The 20,073-nt window shown below is 67.7% G+C and carries 20 protein-coding genes; 9 read left to right on the top strand and 11 right to left on the bottom strand.

Annotated elements, in window-relative coordinates:
• The first annotated feature begins 22 nt into the window (after nucleotides 1-22).
• From EV147_RS12960 to EV147_RS12980, 5 genes are all read left to right on the top strand, one after another.
• On the top strand, nucleotides 23-910 hold the full coding sequence (locus EV147_RS12960) for an AraC family transcriptional regulator (RefSeq protein ID WP_157994683.1): 888 nt from the start codon (nucleotides 23-25) through the stop codon (nucleotides 908-910).
• 83 nt (nucleotides 911-993) lie between these two features.
• Complete coding sequence (locus tag EV147_RS12965) at nucleotides 994-3,210, top strand: TonB-dependent siderophore receptor (RefSeq protein WP_130391579.1); 2,217 nt, start codon at nucleotides 994-996, stop codon at nucleotides 3,208-3,210.
• Between the two features lie 18 nt (nucleotides 3,211-3,228).
• Nucleotides 3,229-3,804 carry a hypothetical protein gene (locus EV147_RS12970; RefSeq protein WP_130391580.1) on the top strand — a complete coding sequence of 192 codons (576 nt, stop codon included), beginning with the start codon at nucleotides 3,229-3,231 and terminating at the stop codon, nucleotides 3,802-3,804.
• Nucleotides 3,805-3,972: 168 nt separating this feature from the next.
• A complete protein-coding gene (locus EV147_RS26425) occupies nucleotides 3,973-4,425 on the top strand; it encodes a DUF4148 domain-containing protein (protein ID WP_130391581.1) in 453 nt (150 codons plus the stop codon).
• Nucleotides 4,426-4,427: 2 nt separating this feature from the next.
• Nucleotides 4,428-5,789, top strand: coding sequence for a chloride channel protein (locus EV147_RS12980; protein ID WP_130391582.1), 1,362 nt, complete (start codon nucleotides 4,428-4,430; stop codon nucleotides 5,787-5,789).
• On the opposite strand, the gene EV147_RS12985 is transcribed toward EV147_RS12980, so the two are convergent.
• Nucleotides 5,776-6,243 (bottom strand): RidA family protein, encoded by a 468-nt coding sequence (locus tag EV147_RS12985; protein ID WP_130391583.1) that lies wholly within the window; start codon nucleotides 6,241-6,243, stop codon nucleotides 5,776-5,778. The genes EV147_RS12980 and EV147_RS12985 overlap by 14 nt on opposite strands.
• Nucleotides 6,244-6,493: 250 nt before the next feature.
• On the opposite strand from EV147_RS12985, the gene EV147_RS12990 reads away from it, so the two are divergent.
• The 3 genes from EV147_RS12990 (at nucleotide 6,494) to lpdA (ending at nucleotide 10,468) form a co-directional block, all read left to right on the top strand.
• Nucleotides 6,494-7,600 carry an NAD(P)H-dependent flavin oxidoreductase gene (locus EV147_RS12990; RefSeq protein WP_130391584.1) on the top strand — a complete coding sequence of 369 codons (1,107 nt, stop codon included), beginning with the start codon at nucleotides 6,494-6,496 and terminating at the stop codon, nucleotides 7,598-7,600.
• Nucleotides 7,601-7,812: 212 nt separating this feature from the next.
• Nucleotides 7,813-8,574: an SDR family NAD(P)-dependent oxidoreductase gene (locus EV147_RS12995; protein WP_130391585.1), complete on the top strand. Its 762-nt coding sequence runs from the start codon at nucleotides 7,813-7,815 to the stop codon at nucleotides 8,572-8,574.
• 88 nt (nucleotides 8,575-8,662) lie between these two features.
• On the top strand, nucleotides 8,663-10,468 hold the full coding sequence (gene lpdA / locus EV147_RS13000) for a dihydrolipoyl dehydrogenase (protein WP_130391586.1): 1,806 nt from the start codon (nucleotides 8,663-8,665) through the stop codon (nucleotides 10,466-10,468).
• Between the two features lie 73 nt (nucleotides 10,469-10,541).
• Here the strand turns inward: lpdA and EV147_RS13005 are convergent, their stop codons facing one another.
• From EV147_RS13005 to EV147_RS13045, 9 genes are all read right to left on the bottom strand, one after another.
• Entirely contained in the window at nucleotides 10,542-11,216 is a 675-nt protein-coding gene (locus EV147_RS13005) for a hypothetical protein (RefSeq protein WP_130391587.1), read from the bottom strand.
• A gap of 3 nt (nucleotides 11,217-11,219) precedes the next feature.
• Nucleotides 11,220-12,089 carry a glycine zipper family protein gene (locus EV147_RS13010; protein WP_130391588.1) on the bottom strand — a complete coding sequence of 290 codons (870 nt, stop codon included), beginning with the start codon at nucleotides 12,087-12,089 and terminating at the stop codon, nucleotides 11,220-11,222.
• 1 nt (nucleotide 12,090) lies between these two features.
• Nucleotides 12,091-12,687, bottom strand: a complete 597-nt coding sequence (locus tag EV147_RS13015; protein WP_130391589.1) for a PAAR domain-containing protein — start codon at nucleotides 12,685-12,687, stop codon at nucleotides 12,091-12,093.
• Nucleotides 12,688-12,810: 123 nt separating this feature from the next.
• Nucleotides 12,811-13,257, bottom strand: coding sequence for a response regulator (locus EV147_RS13020; RefSeq protein WP_130391590.1), 447 nt, complete (start codon nucleotides 13,255-13,257; stop codon nucleotides 12,811-12,813).
• A 100-nt stretch (nucleotides 13,258-13,357) separates the two neighbouring features.
• A complete protein-coding gene (locus tag EV147_RS13025; protein WP_268907421.1) occupies nucleotides 13,358-13,900 on the bottom strand; it encodes a cytochrome b in 543 nt (180 codons plus the stop codon).
• Nucleotides 13,897-14,982, bottom strand: a complete 1,086-nt coding sequence (locus EV147_RS13030) for a catalase family peroxidase (protein ID WP_130391591.1) — start codon at nucleotides 14,980-14,982, stop codon at nucleotides 13,897-13,899. The genes EV147_RS13025 and EV147_RS13030 overlap by 4 nt, the downstream gene beginning before the upstream one ends.
• Nucleotides 14,983-15,125: 143 nt before the next feature.
• Nucleotides 15,126-15,839, bottom strand: a complete 714-nt coding sequence (locus EV147_RS13035; RefSeq protein ID WP_130391592.1) for a 4-carboxy-4-hydroxy-2-oxoadipate aldolase/oxaloacetate decarboxylase — start codon at nucleotides 15,837-15,839, stop codon at nucleotides 15,126-15,128.
• Complete coding sequence (locus tag EV147_RS13040; RefSeq protein WP_130391593.1) at nucleotides 15,836-16,564, bottom strand: PIG-L deacetylase family protein; 729 nt, start codon at nucleotides 16,562-16,564, stop codon at nucleotides 15,836-15,838. Before EV147_RS13040 ends, EV147_RS13035 begins: the two co-directional genes overlap by 4 nt.
• Before the next feature lie 30 nt (nucleotides 16,565-16,594).
• Nucleotides 16,595-17,593, bottom strand: a complete 999-nt coding sequence (locus EV147_RS13045) for a Bug family tripartite tricarboxylate transporter substrate binding protein (RefSeq protein ID WP_130391594.1) — start codon at nucleotides 17,591-17,593, stop codon at nucleotides 16,595-16,597.
• A 102-nt stretch (nucleotides 17,594-17,695) separates the two neighbouring features.
• Here EV147_RS13045 and EV147_RS13050 point away from each other — a divergent pair, with 102 nt between their 5' ends.
• Nucleotides 17,696-18,583, top strand: a complete 888-nt coding sequence (locus EV147_RS13050; RefSeq protein WP_130391595.1) for a LysR substrate-binding domain-containing protein — start codon at nucleotides 17,696-17,698, stop codon at nucleotides 18,581-18,583.
• Nucleotides 18,584-18,589: 6 nt separating this feature from the next.
• On the opposite strand, the gene mdtD is transcribed toward EV147_RS13050, so the two are convergent.
• A complete protein-coding gene (mdtD, locus tag EV147_RS13055; RefSeq protein ID WP_130391596.1) occupies nucleotides 18,590-20,032 on the bottom strand; it encodes a multidrug transporter subunit MdtD in 1,443 nt (480 codons plus the stop codon).
• Nucleotides 20,033-20,073 lie beyond the last annotated feature (41 nt).

Raw genomic sequence — 20,073 nt, forward strand, 5'->3', positions numbered from 1 at the left:
TCTCATCTGTGAATCAGACATCATGTTCGCCACGCCGTGGACCCGCCAGTTTTCGACCGACCTGACCATGTCGGCCGGCTCGATCCAGCACCGCCAGGCGATGGAGGTGACCTCTCCGGTGTTCCAGGGCCTGCAGGTCATCGTGACGCTGAGCGGCAGGCTGACCGGGCGCATCGACGGGTCGGCACCGTTCGAGATTGCCGAGCCGGGCGCCTATGTGGTGCTGGCCGCCGGGCAGCACGAGGGACGCGACCGCTTCGAGGCCGATTCGCTGAGCCAGTACGTCAAGGTGGCGATCGATCCCGACAGCGCCGAGCGCAACGGCTTTCCGCTGGACCGGCTGGCCGCGAGCCATGCCCGGCGCGTGCATGCCGGCGACGTGATCGTGCTGCACCAGCCGCTGACCCCGGCGCTGAAGGCCATCGCCACCCAGGCGCTGGCCTGCCCGCTGCAGGGGGCCATGCGCGATGTGTACCTGGCCGGCAAGGGGCTGGAACTGGCTGCCATCGCCACCGACGCGCTGCTGCACCACGACGCACCGCAGGGCCGGCTGTCCGAAGCCGACCTCAAGCGCATCTGGACCGCCCGCGACATGGCCGTGGCCCACTACCAGCAACCGCTCACGCTGCACGCGCTGGCGCGCGAGGCCGGCACCAACGTCAACAAGCTGGCCGCCGGCTTCCGGCAGGTCTTCGGACTGAGCGTGTTCGCCTATATCCAGGAACACCGGCTGCAGGAGGCGTACCGGATGCTGGCCACGCGGGCCTACTCGGTCTCGGAAGTGGCGACCTTCGTCGGCTATGCCATCCCCCACTTCTCCACACTGTTCCGCAAGCGCTACGGCTTTGCGCCGAGCCAGTTCGCCGGCTGCGGCGGGTGCGACGATCGTGGCGATCGTGGCGATCGCTGAAGAGATCGTGCTTTTTTCGTAAGCGGCCAGACGCCGGCATCCCTAGACTCCGCTGAGATCAATTCTCATTACGGGTTTCAGCAATGCTTGCGCGTCGTGCCGCCACCGGGTCGTTCCCGTCTTCTCCGTTTCCTCATGCCCGCCTGCGCGCGGTGGCCGTTGGTGCTGCGCTGCTGGCCGCCCTGCCGCCGGCCGGCGCGGCCGGCAGTGAAACAATCCTCCCGACCGTCTCGGTGACGGGCCAGGCCGCCGAGCCGCCTTCGGAAGCCACCGGCGCCTACACCACCGAGACCGCGACGATCGGCTCCAAACTGCCCGCCTCGCTCAAGGAGACGCCCCAGTCGATCTCGGTCATCACGCGGCAGCGCATGGAAGACCAGAACCTGACCACGCTCGACGAGGTCTTGCGGCAGGTTCCCGGCGTGACCACCGACCTGAGCGGCACCGCCGTGATCCCCGCGTTCTACATCCGTGGCTTTCCGGTCGAGTACTTCCAGTACGACGGGGTGCCGATCCAGACCGGCGGGGCGTCGTGGAGCCAGCCCGACATGATCATGTTCGACCGCGTGGAAGTGCTGCGCGGTGCGGGTGGCCTGTTCAACGGCGCCGGCCAGCCCGGCGGCGTGGTCAACCTGGTGCGCAAGCGGCCCACGGCCACGCGGCAGTTCTCGGGCGCACTGAGCGCCGGTTCGTGGGACGCCTACCGCGCCGAGCTCGACTACAGCACGCCGCTCAACCAGAGCGGTTCGGTGCGGGCCCGCGTGGCCGGCGCCTACGACGACCGCCATGCGTTCATCGACTACGCCAACGGCCAGCAGACTTCGCTCTACGGCATTCTCGAAGCCGATCTCGCGCCCCGTACCACCGCGTCGCTCGGCGTGGGCTACCAGAAGCGCGACTGGCGGCCGGCCATGATGGGCCTGCCCCGCTACAGCGACGGCGGCGACCTCGGCCTGCCGCGCAGCACGTTCCTGAGCACGCCGTGGACCTACTGGGACTTCCAGACCACGCAGGTCTTCGCCGATATCACGCACCGCTTCAACAGCGACTGGCAACTGAAGCTCAGCGCGGTGCACGACCACGAAACCAGCGATCTCAAGTACGCCTACGTGTCAGGCGCCGTGAACCGTGCCACGCTGGCCGGCCCGCGGCTGGCCGGCGGCGCCAACGCCTACGACAACAAGCAGCTCGCGCTCGACGCCTACGTGACCGGCGCGTTCCGCGCGTTCGGCCGGCGCCACGAACTGGTGTTCGGCGCCAGCTGGTACGACCGCCAGGCCGACGCGCAGGGCGGCCAGTTGCCCGGCTTCGGCGGCACGCCCGTCAACGTGTTCGATTTCAGCCCGGCGGCGATTGCCGACCCCGGCGCGCCGCGCTGGACCAGCAACACCCGCACCGACACCAAGCAGTACGGCCTGTACGGCGCCACCCGCCTGAAGCTGGCAGACCCGCTGACGCTGCTGCTCGGCGGCCGGGTCAGCTGGTGGCAGACCAACGCGCGCAACCAGCTCACCGGCGCCACGACCTCTGATTACAGGCAGAGCGGCCGCTTCACGCCGTACGCGGGCCTGGTCTACGACCTCACGCCGCACTGGTCGGCCTACGCCAGCTACGCCGACATCTTCCGCGTGCAGAGCAATTATCTCGACACGGACGGCAACGCCCTGCCGCCGGTCACGGGCGCCAACTACGAGGCCGGCGTCAAGGGCGCCTACTACGACGGGCGCCTGAACCTGTCGCTGGCGGCGTTCCGCACCGACGAATCGAACCGCGCCATCGCCGTGACGCCCACCATCGTCAACAGTTGCTGCTACGCCAGCAACGGCAAGGTGCGCAGCGAGGGCTTCGAGACCGAGGTATCCGGAGAACTGCTGCCGGGCTGGCAGGTCAGCGCGGGCTACACGTTCAACACGACGAAGTACCTCAGGGACGCCACCTTCGAGGGCCAGCCGTTCCGCAGCATCGCGCCGAAGCACCTGCTGCGGCTGTACACGAACTACCGGCTGCCGCGCGACTGGAACGCGTGGAGCGTGGGCGGCGGCATGGACCTGCAGAGCGCCACCTACAGCCAGGGCGGCAACCCCAGCGTGCGCGTGCAGCAGGGCGGCTACGCGGTGTTCAACCTGCGCGCGGGCTACCGCTTCGACAAGACGTGGTCGCTGGCGCTGAACCTCAACAACCTGTTCGACCGCCGCTACTACGCGCGGCTCGGCACCGCCGGCGCGTTCGGCCCGGCCAACTTCGGCAACGTCTACGGCACCCCGCGCAACGTGATGGTCACGCTGCGCGCCAAACTTTGACAACTTAAGGAAACTACGATGCGAGATAGCAGGCAGACCGCCCCCTCGATGCGCCGCCCGGTGGTGGCAGCGCTGGCCGCGCTGATGCTGGCCCAGCCGGCGCTGGCGCTGACCCCGGCACCTTCGGCGCCGCCGGGGCCGTTCGCCGCCGCCCCTGCCGTGCAGGCGCCGCAGTGGGTGGGCGTGAAGCGCTGGTCGATGCGCATGGCCGGACACAAGGGCGACCCGTTCAGGCTCCGGCTCGGCTTCACGGCGCTGCCAAGTGGCGACTGGGCCATCACGGGCTCGCTGGTGCTCGACGACGCCGAACTGGGCGCCACGGGCTCGGCGCGCCTGCGCGAGGGCAAGCTGATCGCCGACGTGCTGGTCAGCGCCGGCGTGCGCAATGTGCCACCTGACGACGAGAAACGCGCGCTGTTCCCGAAGGGCAAGGTGCCGGCCACGATCAGTTCGGCCGGCTTCGCGGCCATGCGGCTCGAACTCGATCCGCGCACGCTCGACGGCGTGGCGTCGATGTACATGACCAACGTGGTCAGCGGCAACCTTGTGCAGGGGCCCTATCATGCGGACAGTACGCTGACCCTGGACAAGTAGATAGGGTGCCCCACCAGCGTCAGACGCCGGCCGGGCTGCAGGCGTGACAACAGGACAATTAGCGTGCGTTTCCGAAAATCGGAGACCCTTCGCACGAGCATGATGACTTCCGACGCAACCAAACGTCGCAGTGCAGAAGTTCTCAAACCCGTTGCAAAGGAGCACATCATGAAAAAGCTGACCCTGCTTGCCAGCGCCGCAATCCTCGCCTTGCCCGCCATGGCTTTCGCCCAGAGCACCGTCCAGAACGGCGCCGAAACCCGTGCCCAGGTCCGCGCCGACCTGATCGCCGTCGAGAAGGCCGGTTATGATCCGGCCCGCTCGAACGACGACTACCCGGCCGACCTGCAGGCCGCCGAAGCCAAGGTCTCGGCCGAGGAAGGCATCCGCGCCCCGAAGCCCGAAACCCGCGCCCAGGTGCGCCAGGACCTGGTCAAGGTCGAGAAGGCCGGCTATGACCCGTTCCGTGTCGAGCCGAACTACCCGCTGGACATCGAGCACGCCGAAGCCAAGCTGTCGAAGACCTCGGTGCAGCCGGTGCAGGTGAGCCGCAAGGCGCTGCAAGCCACGTCGATCCCCCGTATCGACGAGCCGCGCAACCCGTTCTTCGACGGCGCCTGAGCATGGGTGCACGGCCTCATGACCTGATCGTCGAGCCCGCCCCCGCAAACGTCGGCTGGCGCCTGCCACTGGTGGCAGTGCTCACCGCCGTCGGCGCCGGGCTCGGCGGCATGGCCCTGGCCATGCTGCTGCACGCGATCCAGCATCTGGCCTATCACTACAGCCTCGCCGAGGTCATCGGCAAGGAGAGTTTCCTATCGGGAGTGGCGGGCGCTTCGCCGCTGCGCCGGCTGGCCGCGCTGATCACAGCAGGCATCGTGGCCGGTGGCGGGTGGTTCCTGCTCTACCGTTATGGGCGGCCGCTGGTGGGCATACGGCGTGCCGTTGGCGAGGCGGATGCAGACGCATTGCCGCCTCGGATGCCCCTCGTTTCCACGGTCTGCCACGCCTTGTTGCAGATCGTTACCGTGGCGCTGGGCTCGCCGCTGGGCCGCGAAGTGGCCCCGCGCGAGATCGGCGCACTGATTGGCCAGCGCATGGCCGCCGCCTTTGCGCTGCCCGCGCCGTTGCGCCGCCAGATCGTGGCGGCCGGCGCCGGCGCCGGGCTCGCGGCGGTCTACAACGTGCCGTTCGCCGGCGCGCTGTTCACGCTCGAAGTGCTGCTGCAGAGCTTTCATCCGGTGACCGCCGCGCTGGCGCTGTGCATGTCGGCGCTGGCCGCGCTCGTGGCCTCGCTCGGGCTGGGCGCTGAAGTCCAGTACGCGCTGCCCGCGTTCAAGGTATCGCCCGCGCTGCTGGCCTGGGCCGTGCTGTCGGGGCCCGTGGCCGGGGTTGCGGCGCACTTTTTCGCCAGATTCACGAGTGCCGCCCGCGCCCACGCCGCGCGAGGCTGGCGGCTGGCCGCATTCTGCCTGCTGAACTTCACGCTGATTGGCGCTTTGGCCATGGTCTTTCCGGAATTGCCCGGCAATGGCAAGGGCCCCGCGCTGCTCGGCTTCACCGGGCACATCGCGCTCGGCCTCGCCGCCACGCTGCTGGCGCTCAAGTTCACCGTGCTCTGCACCACGCTGCGTTCCGGCGCGATGGGCGGCCTGCTGACGCCGGGGCTCGCCTGCGGCGCGCTGCTCGGCATCATCGGCGCGGCACTCTGGAACAGCCTGCTGCCCGAGGTGCCGGCCGGCGCCTGCGCCGTGGTGCTGGCTGCCGCATTCCTGGCCACCTCGATGCAGATGCCGCTGACCGCCATCGTGCTGGTCGGCGAATTCACCCACTTGCAATACGACATGCTGCCCGCGCTGGCGCTGGCCGTGGCGGGCTCGGTGTGCGCGCAGCGGCTGTGTGCCGCGCAGGCGCGCAAGGCGGACGCGGCCCGGGCGCCCGTGCCGGCGCCCCCGGGCCGCGAGACTGGCGTCAGCCTGCCCTGACCTGCGCGATCACCACCAGGATCACGGCCGCATTGCCGGGCTGCTGGGCCTGCGCATAGGCCGCCCGCGCGTGGCCGGCCTTGTCGCCCAGTACATCCGCGAACAGATCCGACGCCCCATCGAGCACCGCCGGCTGGTCAAACACGCCCGGCGCGCTCGTGACGTGGCCCTCCACACGCACGATATGGTCGAGGCGGTCGAAACTGCCCAGGTGTGCATGGATCTGCGCCAGTACGTTCAACGCCGCCAGCTCGGCCGCCTGCCGGCCCTCGGCCACGGTCAGGTCTCGGCCGACCTGCCCGGTCCACACTACCCTGCCATCGCGCAACGGCAGCTGGCCCGAGATGAACAGCAGATCACCGGCCCGGCTCACGGCGGTGTAGCGGCCCAACGGCTGGGGCGGCGGCGGCAATGCGAGGCCGCGTGCGGCCAGTTTCGATTCCACGGTTTCCATGTGCGTCTCCAGGGTGTCGGATCAGGGGGGAAGAGAACGTTGCGTAGCTGTGGCCCACTATAGAAAGACCGCTTTGCGCGATAAAGCCGTGCCCTGGCACATGACTTGATACATCGTGGAATAACGCAAGGCGGCTGCTTTCCCCTATCATCGCGGAAACAGCATTTCATTTGCGCCATTCATCTCATTTCGAGATAGAAAGCATCTCGCCGGCCGCACTGGCACGCCCGCTTACCCTGGAGACCCCGACATGACTTCGTCCACCCCGCTTTTCCTGAACCGACTGGGCCTGACCACGCCGATCATCCAGGCGCCGATGGCCGGCGTGAGCACCCCGGCGCTGGCGGCCGCCGTCAGCAACGCGGGTGGGCTCGGCTCGCTCGGCGTGGGTGCGATGGACGCCGCCGCCGCGCGCACCGCCATCGTCGATACCCGTGCGCTGACCTCGGGCCCGCTCAATGTGAACCTGTTCTGCCACACGCCGGCCCAGGCCGACAGCCAGCGCGAATCGGCCTGGCTCGACTATCTGGCATCGGTGTTCGCCGAATTCGGCGCCAAGCCGCCCGAGGCGCTGCGCGAGATCTACCAGTCGTTCCAGACCGACGAGGCCATGCTGCAGATGCTGCTCGAAGAGCGCCCGGCCGTGGTCAGCTTCCACTTCGGCCTGCCCGACGCCGCGCGCATCCAGGCGCTGCACGATGCGGGCATCTACCTGATGGCCTCGGCCACGTCGCTGGCCGAGGCGCGCCTGATCGAGGCGGCCGGCATCGACGCCATCGTCGCGCAGGGCATCGAGGCAGGCGGCCATCGGGGCACCTTCGATCCGAAGGTCTATGACGAGGGGCTGGGCACGATGGCGCTGGTGCGCGTGCTGGCCCGCGAGACGCGCCTGCCCGTGATCGCTGCCGGCGGCATCATGGACGGCGCCGGCATTGCGGCCGCGCTGGCGCTCGGTGCCGACGCCGCGCAACTTGGCACGGCGTTCGTGGCGTGCCCCGAAACCGCCGCCGACCCGGCCTATCGTGCGATCCTGACCTCGGGACAGACCCCGCCCACCACGCTGACGCAGGCCATCTCGGGCCGCGCCGCACGCGGCTTCGCCAACCGCTTCACGGCGCTTGGCACGGCGGCCAACGCACCACTGGCGCCGGACTACCCGATTGCGTACGACGCCGGCAAGGCGCTGCACGCCGCCGCCAAGGCGCAGGGATCGGCCGCCTTCGCCGCGCAGTGGGCCGGCCAGGCGGTGCCGCTGGCACGTGCGCTGCCGGCGGGCGAACTGGTGCGCCTGTTGAGCGCCGAACTCGCCGAGTCGATCGACGCGCTTGCGGCGCTGCGGACCAGCACCGTGCGCTGACCCCTCCTTTTTGGCGTTTTTACGATGAAGGCTGGTGCCGCGAGGCGCCGGCCTTCTTGCGTTTACGCGGCGCGGCACTTGTTACCGCCGCGCACAACTCTTAGTGCGCCATGGCCGTTCAACGAAATGGGTTCGTGACCTAGATTTGCATCCATCGACCACGTCGGTTCGATTGGCAAGACGCCAAGGTCAACTCAATAGCGAGATCCATCATGAGCACGCAAAACACTTCCACCGCTTCCACCGCTTCCAACGCCTCCCACTCCGCCAACGGCGACAAGGTCGCCATCGTCACGGGCGCCTCGCAGGGCATCGGCGCCGAACTGGTCAAGGCCTACCGCCAGCGCGGCTACCGCGTGGTGGCCACGGCCCGCAGCATCAAGCCCTCGGACGATGCCGGCGTGCTGGCCGTGGCCGGCGACATCGCCGACCCCGACACCGCGCGCCGCGTGGTGGCCGAGGCCATCGGCAAGTTCGGCCGCATCGACGCGCTGGTCAACAATGCCGGCATCTTCATCGCCAAGCCGTTCACGCAGTACACCGCCGAGGATTTCGCCACCAAGAGCGGGGTCAACCTGGCCGGCTTCTTCCACATCACGCAGCTCGCCATCGCCCAGATGGAGACGCAGCGCAGCGGCCACGTGGTCAGCATCACCACGAGCCTGGTGGACCATGCCATCGACGGCGTGCCATCGGTGCTGGCCTCGCTGACCAAGGGCGGCATCAACGCGGCCACCAAGTCGCTGGCTGTCGAATACGCCAAGCGCGGCATTCGCGTGAATGCGGTCTCGCCCGGCATCATCAAGTCGCCGATGCATGCCCCCGAGACCCACGCCACGCTCGGCGCGCTCCACCCGATGGGCCATATGGGCGAGATGAGCGATATCGTCAACGCCGTGCTGTTCCTCGAAGCCGCCCCGTTCGTGACCGGCGAGATCCTGCACGTGGACGGTGGCCAGAGCGCCGGTCACTGAGGGTAAACCCTTATGGTTCCCGTGGGTGGCCGTGGGCGGGCTCTCCTAGACTGGAAGCTTTCGCCACACGGCTACCCAAGGAACCCTAATGGCCACGATTGAAGTGAAGGTGCCCCAGCTCTCCGAATCGGTTTCGGAAGCCACGTTGCTCCAGTGGAAGAAGAAGCCCGGCGAGGCGGTCAAGGTGGACGAAACGCTCGTCGAACTCGAAACGGACAAGGTCACGCTCGAAGTGCCCTGCCCCGCCAACGGCGTGCTGGCAAGCATCGCCCAGCCCGATGGGGCGACGGTGCAGGCCGGGCAGGTCATTGCGGTGGTGGACACCGACGCCAAGGCCAGCGCGGCGGCACCCGCGGCCGGGGCACCCTCTCCCGCGGCCGCGCCGGCACCGGCTCCGGCTGCTGCGGCCCCGGCCCCGACTCCGGCCGCCCACGCGGCGGGCGGCGGCGCGCCGGCATCGGCGCAGGCCGATTTCGACGTGATCGTGATCGGCTCCGGCCCTGGCGGCTACATCGCGGCAATCCGCGCGGCCCAGCTCGGCAAGACCGTGGCCTGCATCGAGGAATGGAAAGACCCGGCGGGCAAGCCCCGGCTCGGCGGCACCTGCCTGAACGTGGGCTGCATCCCGAGCAAGGCGCTGCTGGCATCGTCCGAACACTTCGAACAGGCGCAGCATGACCTGGCCGAGCACGGCGTCAACGTCAAGGGCGTGTCGCTGGACCTGGCGAAGATGATCAGCCGCAAGGCGGCCATCGTGGACAAGTTCACGGGCGGCGTGGAGTTCCTGTTCCGCAAGAACAAGGTGACCTGGATCAAGGGCCACGGGCGCTTCACGAGCCGCGCGCCGGACGGCGTGATCACCGTGGAAGCCGTGGAGGACGCCGACACCAAGGCCTACACGGCGCGCAACGTGATCATCGCCACGGGCTCGAAGGCGCGGCACCTGCCGAACCTGCCGGTGGACAACCGCATCGTGTCCGACAACGAGGGCGCGCTGTCCTTCGATTCGGTGCCGAAGAAGCTGGCCGTGATCGGCGCCGGCGTGATCGGGCTCGAACTCGGCTCGGTCTGGCGCCGGCTCGGTGCCGAGGTCACGCTGCTCGAAGCCCTGCCGACGTTCCTCGGCAGCGTGGACGAGGCCATCGCCCGCGAGGCTGCGAAGCAGTTCCAGAAGCAGGGACTGGCCATCCACCTGGGCGTGAACATCGGCGAGATCAAAGCGACGGCCAAGGGCGTCACCATCGCTTACCAGGACAAGGACGGCAAGGACCAGAAACTCGACGCGGACCGCCTGATCGTCTCGATCGGCCGGGTGCCCAACACCGACGATCTCGGCCTTGCCGACGTGGGCCTGGGCACCGACCCGCGCGGCTTCATCCCCGTGGACGACCAGTGCCGCACGCAGGTGCCGGGCATCTACGCGATCGGCGACGTGGTGCGCGGCCCCATGCTGGCCCACAAGGCCGAGGACGAAGGCGTGCTGGTGGCCGAGGTCATCGACGGCCAGAAACCGCACATCGACTACAACTGCATCCCGTGGGTGATCTACACCGCACCGGAAATCGCCTGGGTCGGCAAGACCGAAGCCCAACTCAAGGCCGAAGGCCGCGCCTACCGGACCGGCCAGTTCCCGATGTCGGCCAACGGCCGCGCACTGGGCCTGGGCCGCCCCGAAGGCTTCATCAAGATGATCGCCGACGCCAATACCGACGAACTGCTGGGCGTGCACATCATCTCGGTCAACGCCTCGGACCTGATTGCCGAAGGCGTACTGGCAATGGAGTTCAAGGCAGCCTCGGAAGACATCGGCATGGTCAGCCACCCGCACCCGTCACTGTCCGAAGTCATGCGCGAGGCCGCGCTGGCCGTGCAGAAACGGGCGCTGAATATGTGAGGTGGGTTCGGGTTCTGGATTTTGCTCCCCCTCCCGCACGCGGGAGAGGGGCTGGGGGGTGAGGGCCAGCAGCTCAATTTCCTCGCTTCTCGAATAGACCCCGGCCTTCACCGCAATATCGCCAGAAAGCGGCTTTCCATGGAGCGGGGACGGTGGTCATGAACGCCTCCTGTTCGGCCGGGGTCAGGGAATCCCAATAAGGGTCCCAGTCAGTCAACCACCAGTATTCGATGTTGCCTTGGAGAAAGCCGATTCCATAATCAGCCAATTCCGGAAACGCCTCCCACGGTCTCAGCGGGCTCGGGCGATATGCAATCACTCGACGACATACGTCGAGATCGTTTGTCGTGATGCCGATCCGAGTGCCGTTGAAATGATTTGGCCTTGCCCAAAGAAGCAGACGGCGAGCGGAGTCTTCAGCCTGCATGTACTGGTTCTGCCCTACCACCCGATAGTCCTGCGCCGCAATCTTCAGGATTGCCTCGGCTTGGTCCGAGGGAATCTGGAACGCTCCGGAGACAGCAAAGATCTTCTCGTCGTCCATCAGATAAAAAGCCGGATACGTTGGCATGGGTGAGGAGAAATTGATATCAAACGGCTTGTCGAACCAGTCCTGTACCTGACGAGTGGTCAGACCGAAAACTTCGAGGTAAGCCTTCTCGCGCGCTTTGACCACGTCGCGTTGCAGCCATTTCTCCCTTCGCCGTCGCGACAACTCCTGGAGCTGATGTCGGATCTTTTGAAGCATTTTCTAGAATTCCCGGGTCATGCTGTCAGCACCGAAATAGCCCAATGCGCCGAATATGAAACCACCGGCCAACCCGGTAACGATAACGCCCGGACCGGTCGTAATGCCAAACGTCGTGCCAAGCGATGCCCCGAGCTTCGCACCAGCCAAAGCACCGCCCCAGCCGCCCACCTGACGCAATACTTCCTTGGAGATTGGCTTGACTGAATGCAGGCGCGTCGACTCGCCGGCCGCGATCTTCAGATCATAAGCGGTGAAGAACACGCCTACGACTTGTACAACGCGCCCTACTCGTACGGCCGAACGCGTGACGGCCAGAGAGCGCTTGTTGAATACAGCCGCCGGTGGGACCTCTCCTCTCAGCAGTACTTCCCTATCGGAGGCTGACCACTTCTTGAATTGCAGGATCGTGTCCGAAGCGTGGGGATATTTTTTCAGGTGCCTATCCAGATCTGCCTGGATCTCCGCTTGCGATATCGGCACAGCGCCATTCCCCAAAGCCTTTCGAATATCGATATAAGTGGGTCGCCCAATGAGCCGCGATGGCCCTTGAGGGTAGGTAGCACTGAACGACATATATGGTGAGAACTTTTGCCCTCGTACATGCCATCCTATGGACACGTTCGATTCTGGCGCACGCGGTAATACACCGTACTTCTCCGGATTCATCTCAAGACGAAAAATAGCTTCCGGAAGCTTGCTCTGCGCTATTGCCTCGGGCGTGGCAACCTCATAAACCTTCCTCACCAAAAACCCATCCTTCCCCACCTCATCCACAACTGCGAAGAAAAACCCGCGCACCGGCATCAGCGACGCCTGCACATCGAACCGGGACTCGGGCGTCTCGTTCGTTGCAATCCTGTAAGAGGTCATGTCACTGCCCCTCTCGCGCCCAGAGGTCCAAGGCTTCGATGCCGAATGTTGCATCCAGCGTTCCGGGGCCATCGGTTTTGATCCGCGGGCAGCATCCCATTTCGTCGGTGACGCCCTTGTGGGTATTTCCGAACTGGTCGCGGATAAAGTAAGGGACGCCCGGAATCGGGGTTCCCTGTTCATCCACACATCGAATTTTCTCGTCGAATTGCGATGCGGCTGCAGCCGCAGAGGTGGCAGTGAGGCGGTGCGCAGCGGCGACTTGCTCGTCTTGCCCGCCCGAGGAGTCTGGCGCATGGCCGCCGGCAAGCACCTCGACCCTGAAGTCCCATTGCGAATGGATCACGAAGGGCGGCGAGGCGCAGCCACAATAGACGCGGGCGCCGCTGACCAACAACTGCCGCCCCATCAGATCGAAGTTGGGCCGGCAGTCGTTCTGCACCCGACCGTGGCCTTTGCAGGCCGGACACGTGGCGAGGTCCCCCTCGACACCCACCAGCACGCCATGGTGCGTCATGAAGCCGGCGCCGGATGCCATCAGCATGCCACCCGACGTCGTCCTGTCTCCATGCTTCAACGCATACCTGATTCCGGACATACGAGACCTCCAACTAGTAGGAGGATCTTCTTCGCATCTCGCCGGACAAAAGGAAATCGCCTAAACCTTGAAAGCCGGGGTCCAGGCCAGCAGGCGCTCAGCCCCGCCCCACTCCCGCGCAGTTCACAGGAGTTCGCCCAGTACCCCGCCGAGCATCGCCGCCGTTACCGGTTTCTGCAGCACCACGTCGATGCCGGCCGTCAGGCAGGCCTGGGCCTTCTCGCCGGCGGCGGTGGCTGTGACGGCGACGATCGGCAGCCGTGGGGTGTCGTCGCGCTGTTCGAGGTTGCGGATCGAACGGGCGAGCGTGAGGCCGTCCATGCCGGGCAGGTCGAGGTCGGTCAGCAGCATCGCGGCGGGCCGGGCCCGCAGCGCGGCCCACGCGGCATGGCCGTGCTCGCAGGACACGATCTCGCAGTCGATGGCGGCCCGGAGTTCCTGTTCGAGCGCCATGAGGCAGAACGGGTGGTCATCGGCCACCACGATACGGGGCCAGCCGGCGGCTGGCGAGGAAGCGGACGCGGGCGTGGTCGTGGGCGTGGTCAAAGGCTGTGCGGCAGTGCTGGGCATGGCGGGAAGTCCATCGGGAATGGACCCATTGTGCGCGCGCCCCCGGCCGGCGGGTTGCAGAAATTTCTGCAAATGGCCGCGGAAATGTCCCGATCTTGCGCTAGCCGCCCGTCATCGACTCCAGCACGCCGTCACGGCGGATCAGCCCGTGGTACAGCGCCGCCGCAATGTGCAGCAGCACGACGGCAAACAGCAGGAACGCGCCAACGGTATGCGCCTCGCGCAGTACCGCGTAGAGATGCGGGCTGTGCGGCAGGATCGGCGGCAGTTGCAGCGGACCGGCCAGCACGATCGGATAGCCGGCAGCCGACAGCATGCCCCAGCCCACCAGCGGCATCGCCACCATCAGTCCGTAGAGCACGGCCTGCGACGCCAGCGCGGCGAATCGTTGCACGGGCGCCAGCGAGGCCGGCAGCGCCGGCGGGCGATGGCGGAGGCGGTTCACCAGCCGGACGATCACGAGCACCAGCAGCGCGATGCCGATCGGACGGTGCCACGACACCAGCGTCAGGTAGCGGTCCGACACTGTCGACACCATGCCGATGCCGATCAGCAGCATGGCGAGGATCAGCACGGCCATCAGCCAGTGCAGCACGCGGGACGACCACGCGAACGCCTGAACTTGCTCTCTGGAGTCGCTCACGATTTGCCTCCTTGGCGGACTTCGGTTTCGGTCACCGCGCTGGGCGGCTTGGCCGCCCGTTCGCGCTCGCGCAGCAGGAACGACCGGGCATAGGCCGCCGAGCGGGCGCTGGGGATGGCGTCGGCCGAGGTGGTGATGCCGCTCGGCAGCACCGTGGGATCGAAATTGATGTCGGTGCAGCTGCCGCCGTCTTCCGAAGCCAGCCGGTCGAGCGTGACGGTGCCCAGCTCCACGCGCTGGCGCGCGTCGGGCCAGGCCACGTTGGGGCTGACCGCATCGCCCGCGTCGCCGATGGTCGCCACCATCTTCCATTGCAGCGGCTGGCGCGCGGCATCGGCGATCAGGCCGTCGAACAGGTAATTCCGGTCCGCGCGGTCCTGCGCGCCGGCCGGGGCAAACGGCTGTACCGCCACCGCCGACCAGCGCACCGGCACCTGCCGGCCGTCGCGGTCGACGAACAGGAACGTATTGAGCCCGTTGTAGGTGGAATTGGCGAAGCCCGAGGACGTGGCGCGCTTGCCAATCACGGCGCCGGCGGCCACGAAGTCGGGGTGGGCGGCCGCGAAGGCCTTCATCTTCCGCGGATCGGGCTTGCCGGTGGCCGGGTCGGGCGTGGCGGCCACCATCTGGGCGTAGAACGCATCGACATCGGCGAACGGGAACAGCGGGATGTCGATCATCGCCGTGCGCCATTCCTCACCCTGCACGGGCTTGAACTGGATGGCCAGGCTGCGCACCAGCCCCGGCGCATCAGCAATGAACGGCATGCCGCCCGCGAACGCGAAGCGGGCCACCACCGGCACGCGGCCCGGCGCGAGCAGCGTGGCCTTGCTGAAGCGCTGGCCGGCGCCGCTGCTGTCGAACCAGCCCGTGGCGCACACGCCCTTGGCGTGATTGCGCCGGAAGCCGGCATGCCTTCCGTTGGCGGCCTCGAAGCCGTCGATCACCCGGGCCTGTGTGAGCCGGCCCGGCGTCAGCCAGCCGCCGACCCAGGCAAATCCTGCCGCGATGCCGGCCACGACGAGCCCGATGGCTCCGAGCCGCAGCACCTTCTGGCCGCGGCCGAGCGGTTGTTCTTCCATGGTGGGGTCCCTGTTCTCTGGCGCTGACTGAACGTTACGCCAGGGACCCCGCCCGTGACCAGCCTACGATGGCTGGTGGCAACCTATGTGGACGCATGGGGCCGGCTATACGTTCGCATAGGGCCCCGGTTGCAGGGTGGCCGTCAGGCCTCGTCGGCCCCGCTGTACCAGTCCACGGTCTGGTCCGCGTAGACCAGCCCCTTGGCGGCCAGTGCGGGGCGCATGTTGTACATGTCGAGGCCGAGCACGCCCGACGCCAGCGTCTCGCGCTTGCCGGCTTCCAGTGCCTCGCGGTCCAGCGCGTAGCGCGCGATCTCGCCGGCCTGGGGCCGGGCCACGACCACCACGCCATCGTCGTCGGCCACGATCACGTCGCCGGGACGCACCTGGGCGCCCGCGCAGACCACCGGCACATTGACCGCGCCTACGGTCTCCTTGACCGCGCCCTGCGCCGAGACCGCCCGCGACCAGACCGGGAAGCCCATCGCGTTGAGCGCCGCCACATCGCGGCAGCCGGCATCGAGGATCAGCCCGCGTGCGCCGCGCGCCTTCAGCGAGGTGGCCAGCAGGTCACCGAACACGCCATCGGTGCAGTCGCTGGTCAGCGCCACCACCAGCACGTCGCCGGGCCGGATCATCTCCACGGCCACGTGGATCATCCAGTTGTCGCCGGGATGCATCAGCGCGGTCACGGCGCTGCCCGCGATGGCCGAGCCGGCCTGGATCGGGCGCAGGTACGGCTTCATCAGCCCCGTGCGGCGCTGGGCCTCATGCACCGTGGCCACGCCGAGCCTGCCGAGCGTCTCGATGTCGGGCGCCCCGGCGCGCAGGATATTGCGGTAAGCCACGGTTCTCATGCCAATACCTCCGAGACTTGCGGGAAGACGCGGGCGTACCCCTCGCCGTACTGGATCTTGCGCTCAGAGTTGCGCGTGGCCTGGGCGCCGCGCTGCAATGCCACGCGGGTGTAGTACTCCCACAGGTGTTCCTGCGCGGCCATCGTCGTGAAGGCGCGCTGCTTCTTCTCCCAGACCGGCGAGATGTCGAGCAGCACGTCGGGCTTCCAGTTGCACTGCTCGGGCTGGTGCGGCTCGAACAGGAACACCGGCGGCGCGCCGATCACCGGCACCTCGGGCTTGTAGCCGTGCGCCTGGGCGATCACACGTGCCTCCTGCGCCACATGGGTGGCCAGCGGATGGTCGAAGTTGTAGATGTCCTCGCGCGAATGGCTCAGCACCAGTTCCGGGCGGATCTCGCGATAGATGTCGGCCAGCCGCAGCAGCGCCTCGTCGGGCACGCGCAGCGGGTAGTCGCCGAGGTCGAAGCACTCCAGCGTGCCGCCCAGGATGTCGGCGGCGCGCTGCGCCTCTTCGAGCCGCGCGGCCTTCACGCGTTCGATCGTCATCCCCGGCTGGCGCCACATCTTGGCCGACTCACCACGCTCGCCGAACGACAGGCAGACGATGCGCACGTGGTAGCCGCGCTCGGCATGGAGCGCGATGGCTCCGCCGGCGCGCCAGACGAAGTCAGCCGCGTGGGCGCTGACGACAAGGATCGAGGGCCGGGTGTTGGTTTCAGGCATGGGACTTCCAGGTTCGGTCGGGGGTGCGGGTCAGTCGGCCGTGATGCCGGCCTTGCGGATGACGTGCTGCCAGGTGGCCGTCTCGGCCTTGACGAACTGGCCGAACTGCTCCGGCGTGCCCGAGACGATGGTCACGCCAAGCTGGTTCAGTTGCTTGCGCACTTCGGGGTCGGCCAGCGCGGCGTTGGCCGCCGTGTTCAACTGCCGGATGACCGGTACCGGCGTCTTGGCAGGCGCCACGAGGCCCCACCAGACCGAGGCGGTGAAGTTCGGCAGCCCTTCTTCCTTCGAGGTTGGCACGTTCGGCAGCAGCGCCGAGCGGCTGGCGCTGGCCACGGCCAGCGGGCGCAGCGTGCCAGCCTTGATGTGCGAAACCACTTCCAGCGGGTTGATCGGCATGAACGTGATGCGCTCGCCGATCAGGTCGGTGATGGCCGGCGCGCCGCCCTTGTAGGGCACATGGAGCACGTCGATGCCGGCGGCGTCCTTGAGCAGTTCGCCGGCCAGATGGCCCGAGCTGCCGTTGCCGGCCGACGCGTAGTTGAGCTTGCCCGGCTGCGCCCTGGCCTGTGCCACGAGCCCCTTGAGCGAGGTGATGGCGGACTTCGCCGGCACCACGACCACGAGCGACGCCTCGCCCACGCGCGCCACCGGCGCGAAATCGGCCGCCGGGTTGAAGTTGAGTTTCGCGAACAGTGCGCCGTTGGTGGCCAGGCTGTTCGAGGCCATCATGATCGTGTAGCCGTCGGCCGGCGCCTTGGCAACGTAGTCGAGGCCGATATTGGTACTGGCGCCGGGCTTGTTGTCCACGACGATGGGCTGCCTGAGCACCTGGCTCATGTGCTGGCCCACGGCCCGCGCCACGATGTCGACGGCCCCGCCCGCGGCATAGGGCACCACCAGCCGGATCGGCTTGTCGGGATAGGCATCGGCATGCGCCACGGCACTGCCCAGCGCCAGCGAGACCGCCAGCGCCGTGGCGGCCAGCCCGCCCTGTGAGAATCGAAATCGAGCGAGCCCGCGCAGCATGGTTGTCTCCGTGTGTTGTTTGAAAGCGTGCTCGCATTCTGTGGGGCGGTCGTGATACTGTCCAATACGTTTTCAGATGCCTGGTTATTTCGAATCCCTATCATGGACTTTCGCCAACTCCGTTACTTCGTGGCAGTCGCCGAGGCGTTGAGCTTCAGCGAGGCGGCGCGCCGGCTACATGTGAGCCAACCGCCGCTCAGCGTGCAGATCAAGGCATTGGAAGAGGAACTGGGCAGCCCACTGCTGGAACGCTCGCGTCACCACGTGGCGCTGACGCCGGCCGGCGCGCTGTTCCTGGAGAAGGCGCGCGCCGCGCTGGGCAATCTCGACGAGGCGCGCGAGGTGGTGAAACAGGTGGCCTCGGGCGAGGCCGGCGAGATCCGCGTGGGCTTTACCGCATCGGTGCCGATGCAGGACGTCTTCCCGCGCGCCGTGCACGCGTTCCGCGAGGCGCACCGCCACGCGCGGCTCGAACTCGTGCACCTGTCCACCGGGCAGCAGTTGCAGCAACTCGAACAGGGCGAGATCGACATCGCCTTCCTGCGTCCGTCGCCGCAGTTCCGCCCGCCCGCCAGCATCGCCGTGCGCGAGGTACTGGTGGACCGCCTGGTCGCCGTACTGCCCGTGGCCCATCCGCTGGCCGCCAGCCCGGTGGACCTCGACATCAGCGCGCTGTCCGCCGAGCGGTTCCTGCTGTTTCCGCGCGGCCTGGGCTGCGGCCTGTTCGACCACGTGACCACGCTCTGCAACCGCGCCGGCTTTGCCGCGAACGTCGCGCAGGAGGCGCGCGAAGCCACCACGATCATCGGACTGGTGGCGAGCGGCGCGGGGGTGTCCGTGCTACCGGAGATCTACGCCCGGACCGGGATTCGGGGCGTGGCGTACCGGCCGATCGCGGGGCCCGATGCGGCCAGCCATATCCTGATGGCGCACCGCGCAGGCGCGCTGTCGCCGATCATGGGGCGGTTCCTGGGGTATTTCGGCGCCTGAACGCGGCTACACCTCCTCCTCCCGCTCGGGCTTCACCACATCCACCACCTCCGGGTCCAGCTGCATGAAGATCCAGGCCGAGGCCGACGTGATCAGTCCCACGCAGATGAAGGTGGCGTGGAAGGCCGGCAGCGTCTCGAAGTGGTGCGAACCGATGCCGGCCTGGAACGTGGCCAGCAGCGCGCCGGCCGAGGTGACCGCCAGGCTCATGGAGAGCATCTGCACCATCGTCAGCAGGCTGTTTCCGCTGCTGGCGGTCACGCCGCCCAGATCCTTGAGTGCAACGGTGTTCATCGCCGTGAACTGGATCGAGTTGACCGCGCCAAAGAACGCCAGTTGCACCAGCGTGATCGCCAGCGGCACCTTGGGCGAGATCAGCGCGAACGACGCCATCACCAGCCCCACCACGAACGTATTGGTCACCAGCACGCGCCGGTAGCCGTATCGCTCGATCAGCCGCGTGGCCACGCGCTTGGACGCCATGCCGGCCACCGTCACCGGCACCATCATCATGCCCGCGTCCAGCGGCGAATAGCCGAGGCTGACCTGCAGCGTCAGCGGAATCAGGAACGGCATCGCGCCATTGCCGATGCGCGCGAACAGGTTGCCGAGCAGCCCCACGCTGAACGAATGGATGCCGAACAGCTGCAGGGTGAACAGCGGCGCGGCGCTGCGCCGGGCGTGGAACACATAGGCGGTCAGCGCCGCCATGCTGCCGATCAGCAGCAACAGCACCGTGGCGTGCTGGAAGCCCAGCCCGGCCAGCCCGTCGAGCGAGAACGACAGCGCCACCATCGCAATGGCCAGGAACGCGTAGCCCGCCAGGTCGAAGCGCCCGATGCCGGGCAGCCGGGCGTTGGGCATGTAGCGGATGGTCGCCAGCGCCCCGGCAATGCCCACCGGCACATTGATCAGGAAGATCCAGTGCCACGAGAACGTCTGCGTGATCCAGCCGCCCAGCGTCGGGCCGATCAGCGGCCCCACCATGCCCGGGATGGCCACGAAGCTGAGCGCCTGCAGATACTGCTCGCGCGGAAACGTGCGCAGCACCGAGAGCCGCCCCACCGGCAGCAGCATCGCCCCGCCGGCGCCCTGCACCACGCGCGCGGCGGTCAGAAAGGGCAGCGTCGGCGCCCAGGCGCACAGCAGCGAACCCAGCACGAACAGCCCGATGGCGGTCTGGAAGATGGTGCGCGTGCCGAACCGGTCGGCCAGCCAGCCCGAGATCGGGATCACCACGGCCATCGTCAGAGAGTAGGCAATGATCACCGACTGCATGCGCAGCGGGCTCTCGCCGAGGCTGCGCGCCATCGACGGCAGCGCCGTATTGACGATCGTCGAATCGAGCGTCTGCATGAAGAAACCCACGGCCACCACCCACAGCATGATGCGCAGCTTGGGATCGGGGAGCGTGGAGGGGGCGTCTACGGGGGGCGTGACTGACGGCATGGCGGACCGGGGGGCTGCCGGCAAGGCGCCGGCCGGAACCG

Source organism: Cupriavidus agavae (assembly GCF_004217045.1).
Taxonomy (GTDB): domain Bacteria; phylum Pseudomonadota; class Gammaproteobacteria; order Burkholderiales; family Burkholderiaceae; genus Cupriavidus; species Cupriavidus agavae.

Coding starts and splice junctions, on each gene's coding strand:
- EV147_RS12960 (WP_157994683.1), top strand. CDS start 23: ATGTTCGCCACGCCGTGGACCCGCCAGTTTTCGACCGACCTGACCATG.
- EV147_RS12965 (WP_130391579.1), top strand. CDS start 994: ATGCTTGCGCGTCGTGCCGCCACCGGGTCGTTCCCGTCTTCTCCGTTT.
- EV147_RS12970 (WP_130391580.1), top strand. CDS start 3,229: ATGCGAGATAGCAGGCAGACCGCCCCCTCGATGCGCCGCCCGGTGGTG.
- EV147_RS26425 (WP_130391581.1), top strand. CDS start 3,973: ATGAAAAAGCTGACCCTGCTTGCCAGCGCCGCAATCCTCGCCTTGCCC.
- EV147_RS12980 (WP_130391582.1), top strand. CDS start 4,428: ATGGGTGCACGGCCTCATGACCTGATCGTCGAGCCCGCCCCCGCAAAC.
- EV147_RS12985 (WP_130391583.1), bottom strand. CDS start 6,243: ATGGAAACCGTGGAATCGAAACTGGCCGCACGCGGCCTCGCATTGCCG.
- EV147_RS12990 (WP_130391584.1), top strand. CDS start 6,494: ATGACTTCGTCCACCCCGCTTTTCCTGAACCGACTGGGCCTGACCACG.
- EV147_RS12995 (WP_130391585.1), top strand. CDS start 7,813: ATGAGCACGCAAAACACTTCCACCGCTTCCACCGCTTCCAACGCCTCC.
- lpdA (WP_130391586.1), top strand. CDS start 8,663: ATGGCCACGATTGAAGTGAAGGTGCCCCAGCTCTCCGAATCGGTTTCG.
- EV147_RS13005 (WP_130391587.1), bottom strand. CDS start 11,216: ATGCTTCAAAAGATCCGACATCAGCTCCAGGAGTTGTCGCGACGGCGA.
- EV147_RS13010 (WP_130391588.1), bottom strand. CDS start 12,089: ATGACCTCTTACAGGATTGCAACGAACGAGACGCCCGAGTCCCGGTTC.
- EV147_RS13015 (WP_130391589.1), bottom strand. CDS start 12,687: ATGTCCGGAATCAGGTATGCGTTGAAGCATGGAGACAGGACGACGTCG.
- EV147_RS13020 (WP_130391590.1), bottom strand. CDS start 13,257: ATGCCCAGCACTGCCGCACAGCCTTTGACCACGCCCACGACCACGCCC.
- EV147_RS13030 (WP_130391591.1), bottom strand. CDS start 14,982: ATGGAAGAACAACCGCTCGGCCGCGGCCAGAAGGTGCTGCGGCTCGGA.
- EV147_RS13035 (WP_130391592.1), bottom strand. CDS start 15,839: ATGAGAACCGTGGCTTACCGCAATATCCTGCGCGCCGGGGCGCCCGAC.
- EV147_RS13040 (WP_130391593.1), bottom strand. CDS start 16,564: ATGCCTGAAACCAACACCCGGCCCTCGATCCTTGTCGTCAGCGCCCAC.
- EV147_RS13045 (WP_130391594.1), bottom strand. CDS start 17,593: ATGCTGCGCGGGCTCGCTCGATTTCGATTCTCACAGGGCGGGCTGGCC.
- EV147_RS13050 (WP_130391595.1), top strand. CDS start 17,696: ATGGACTTTCGCCAACTCCGTTACTTCGTGGCAGTCGCCGAGGCGTTG.
- mdtD (WP_130391596.1), bottom strand. CDS start 20,032: ATGCCGTCAGTCACGCCCCCCGTAGACGCCCCCTCCACGCTCCCCGAT.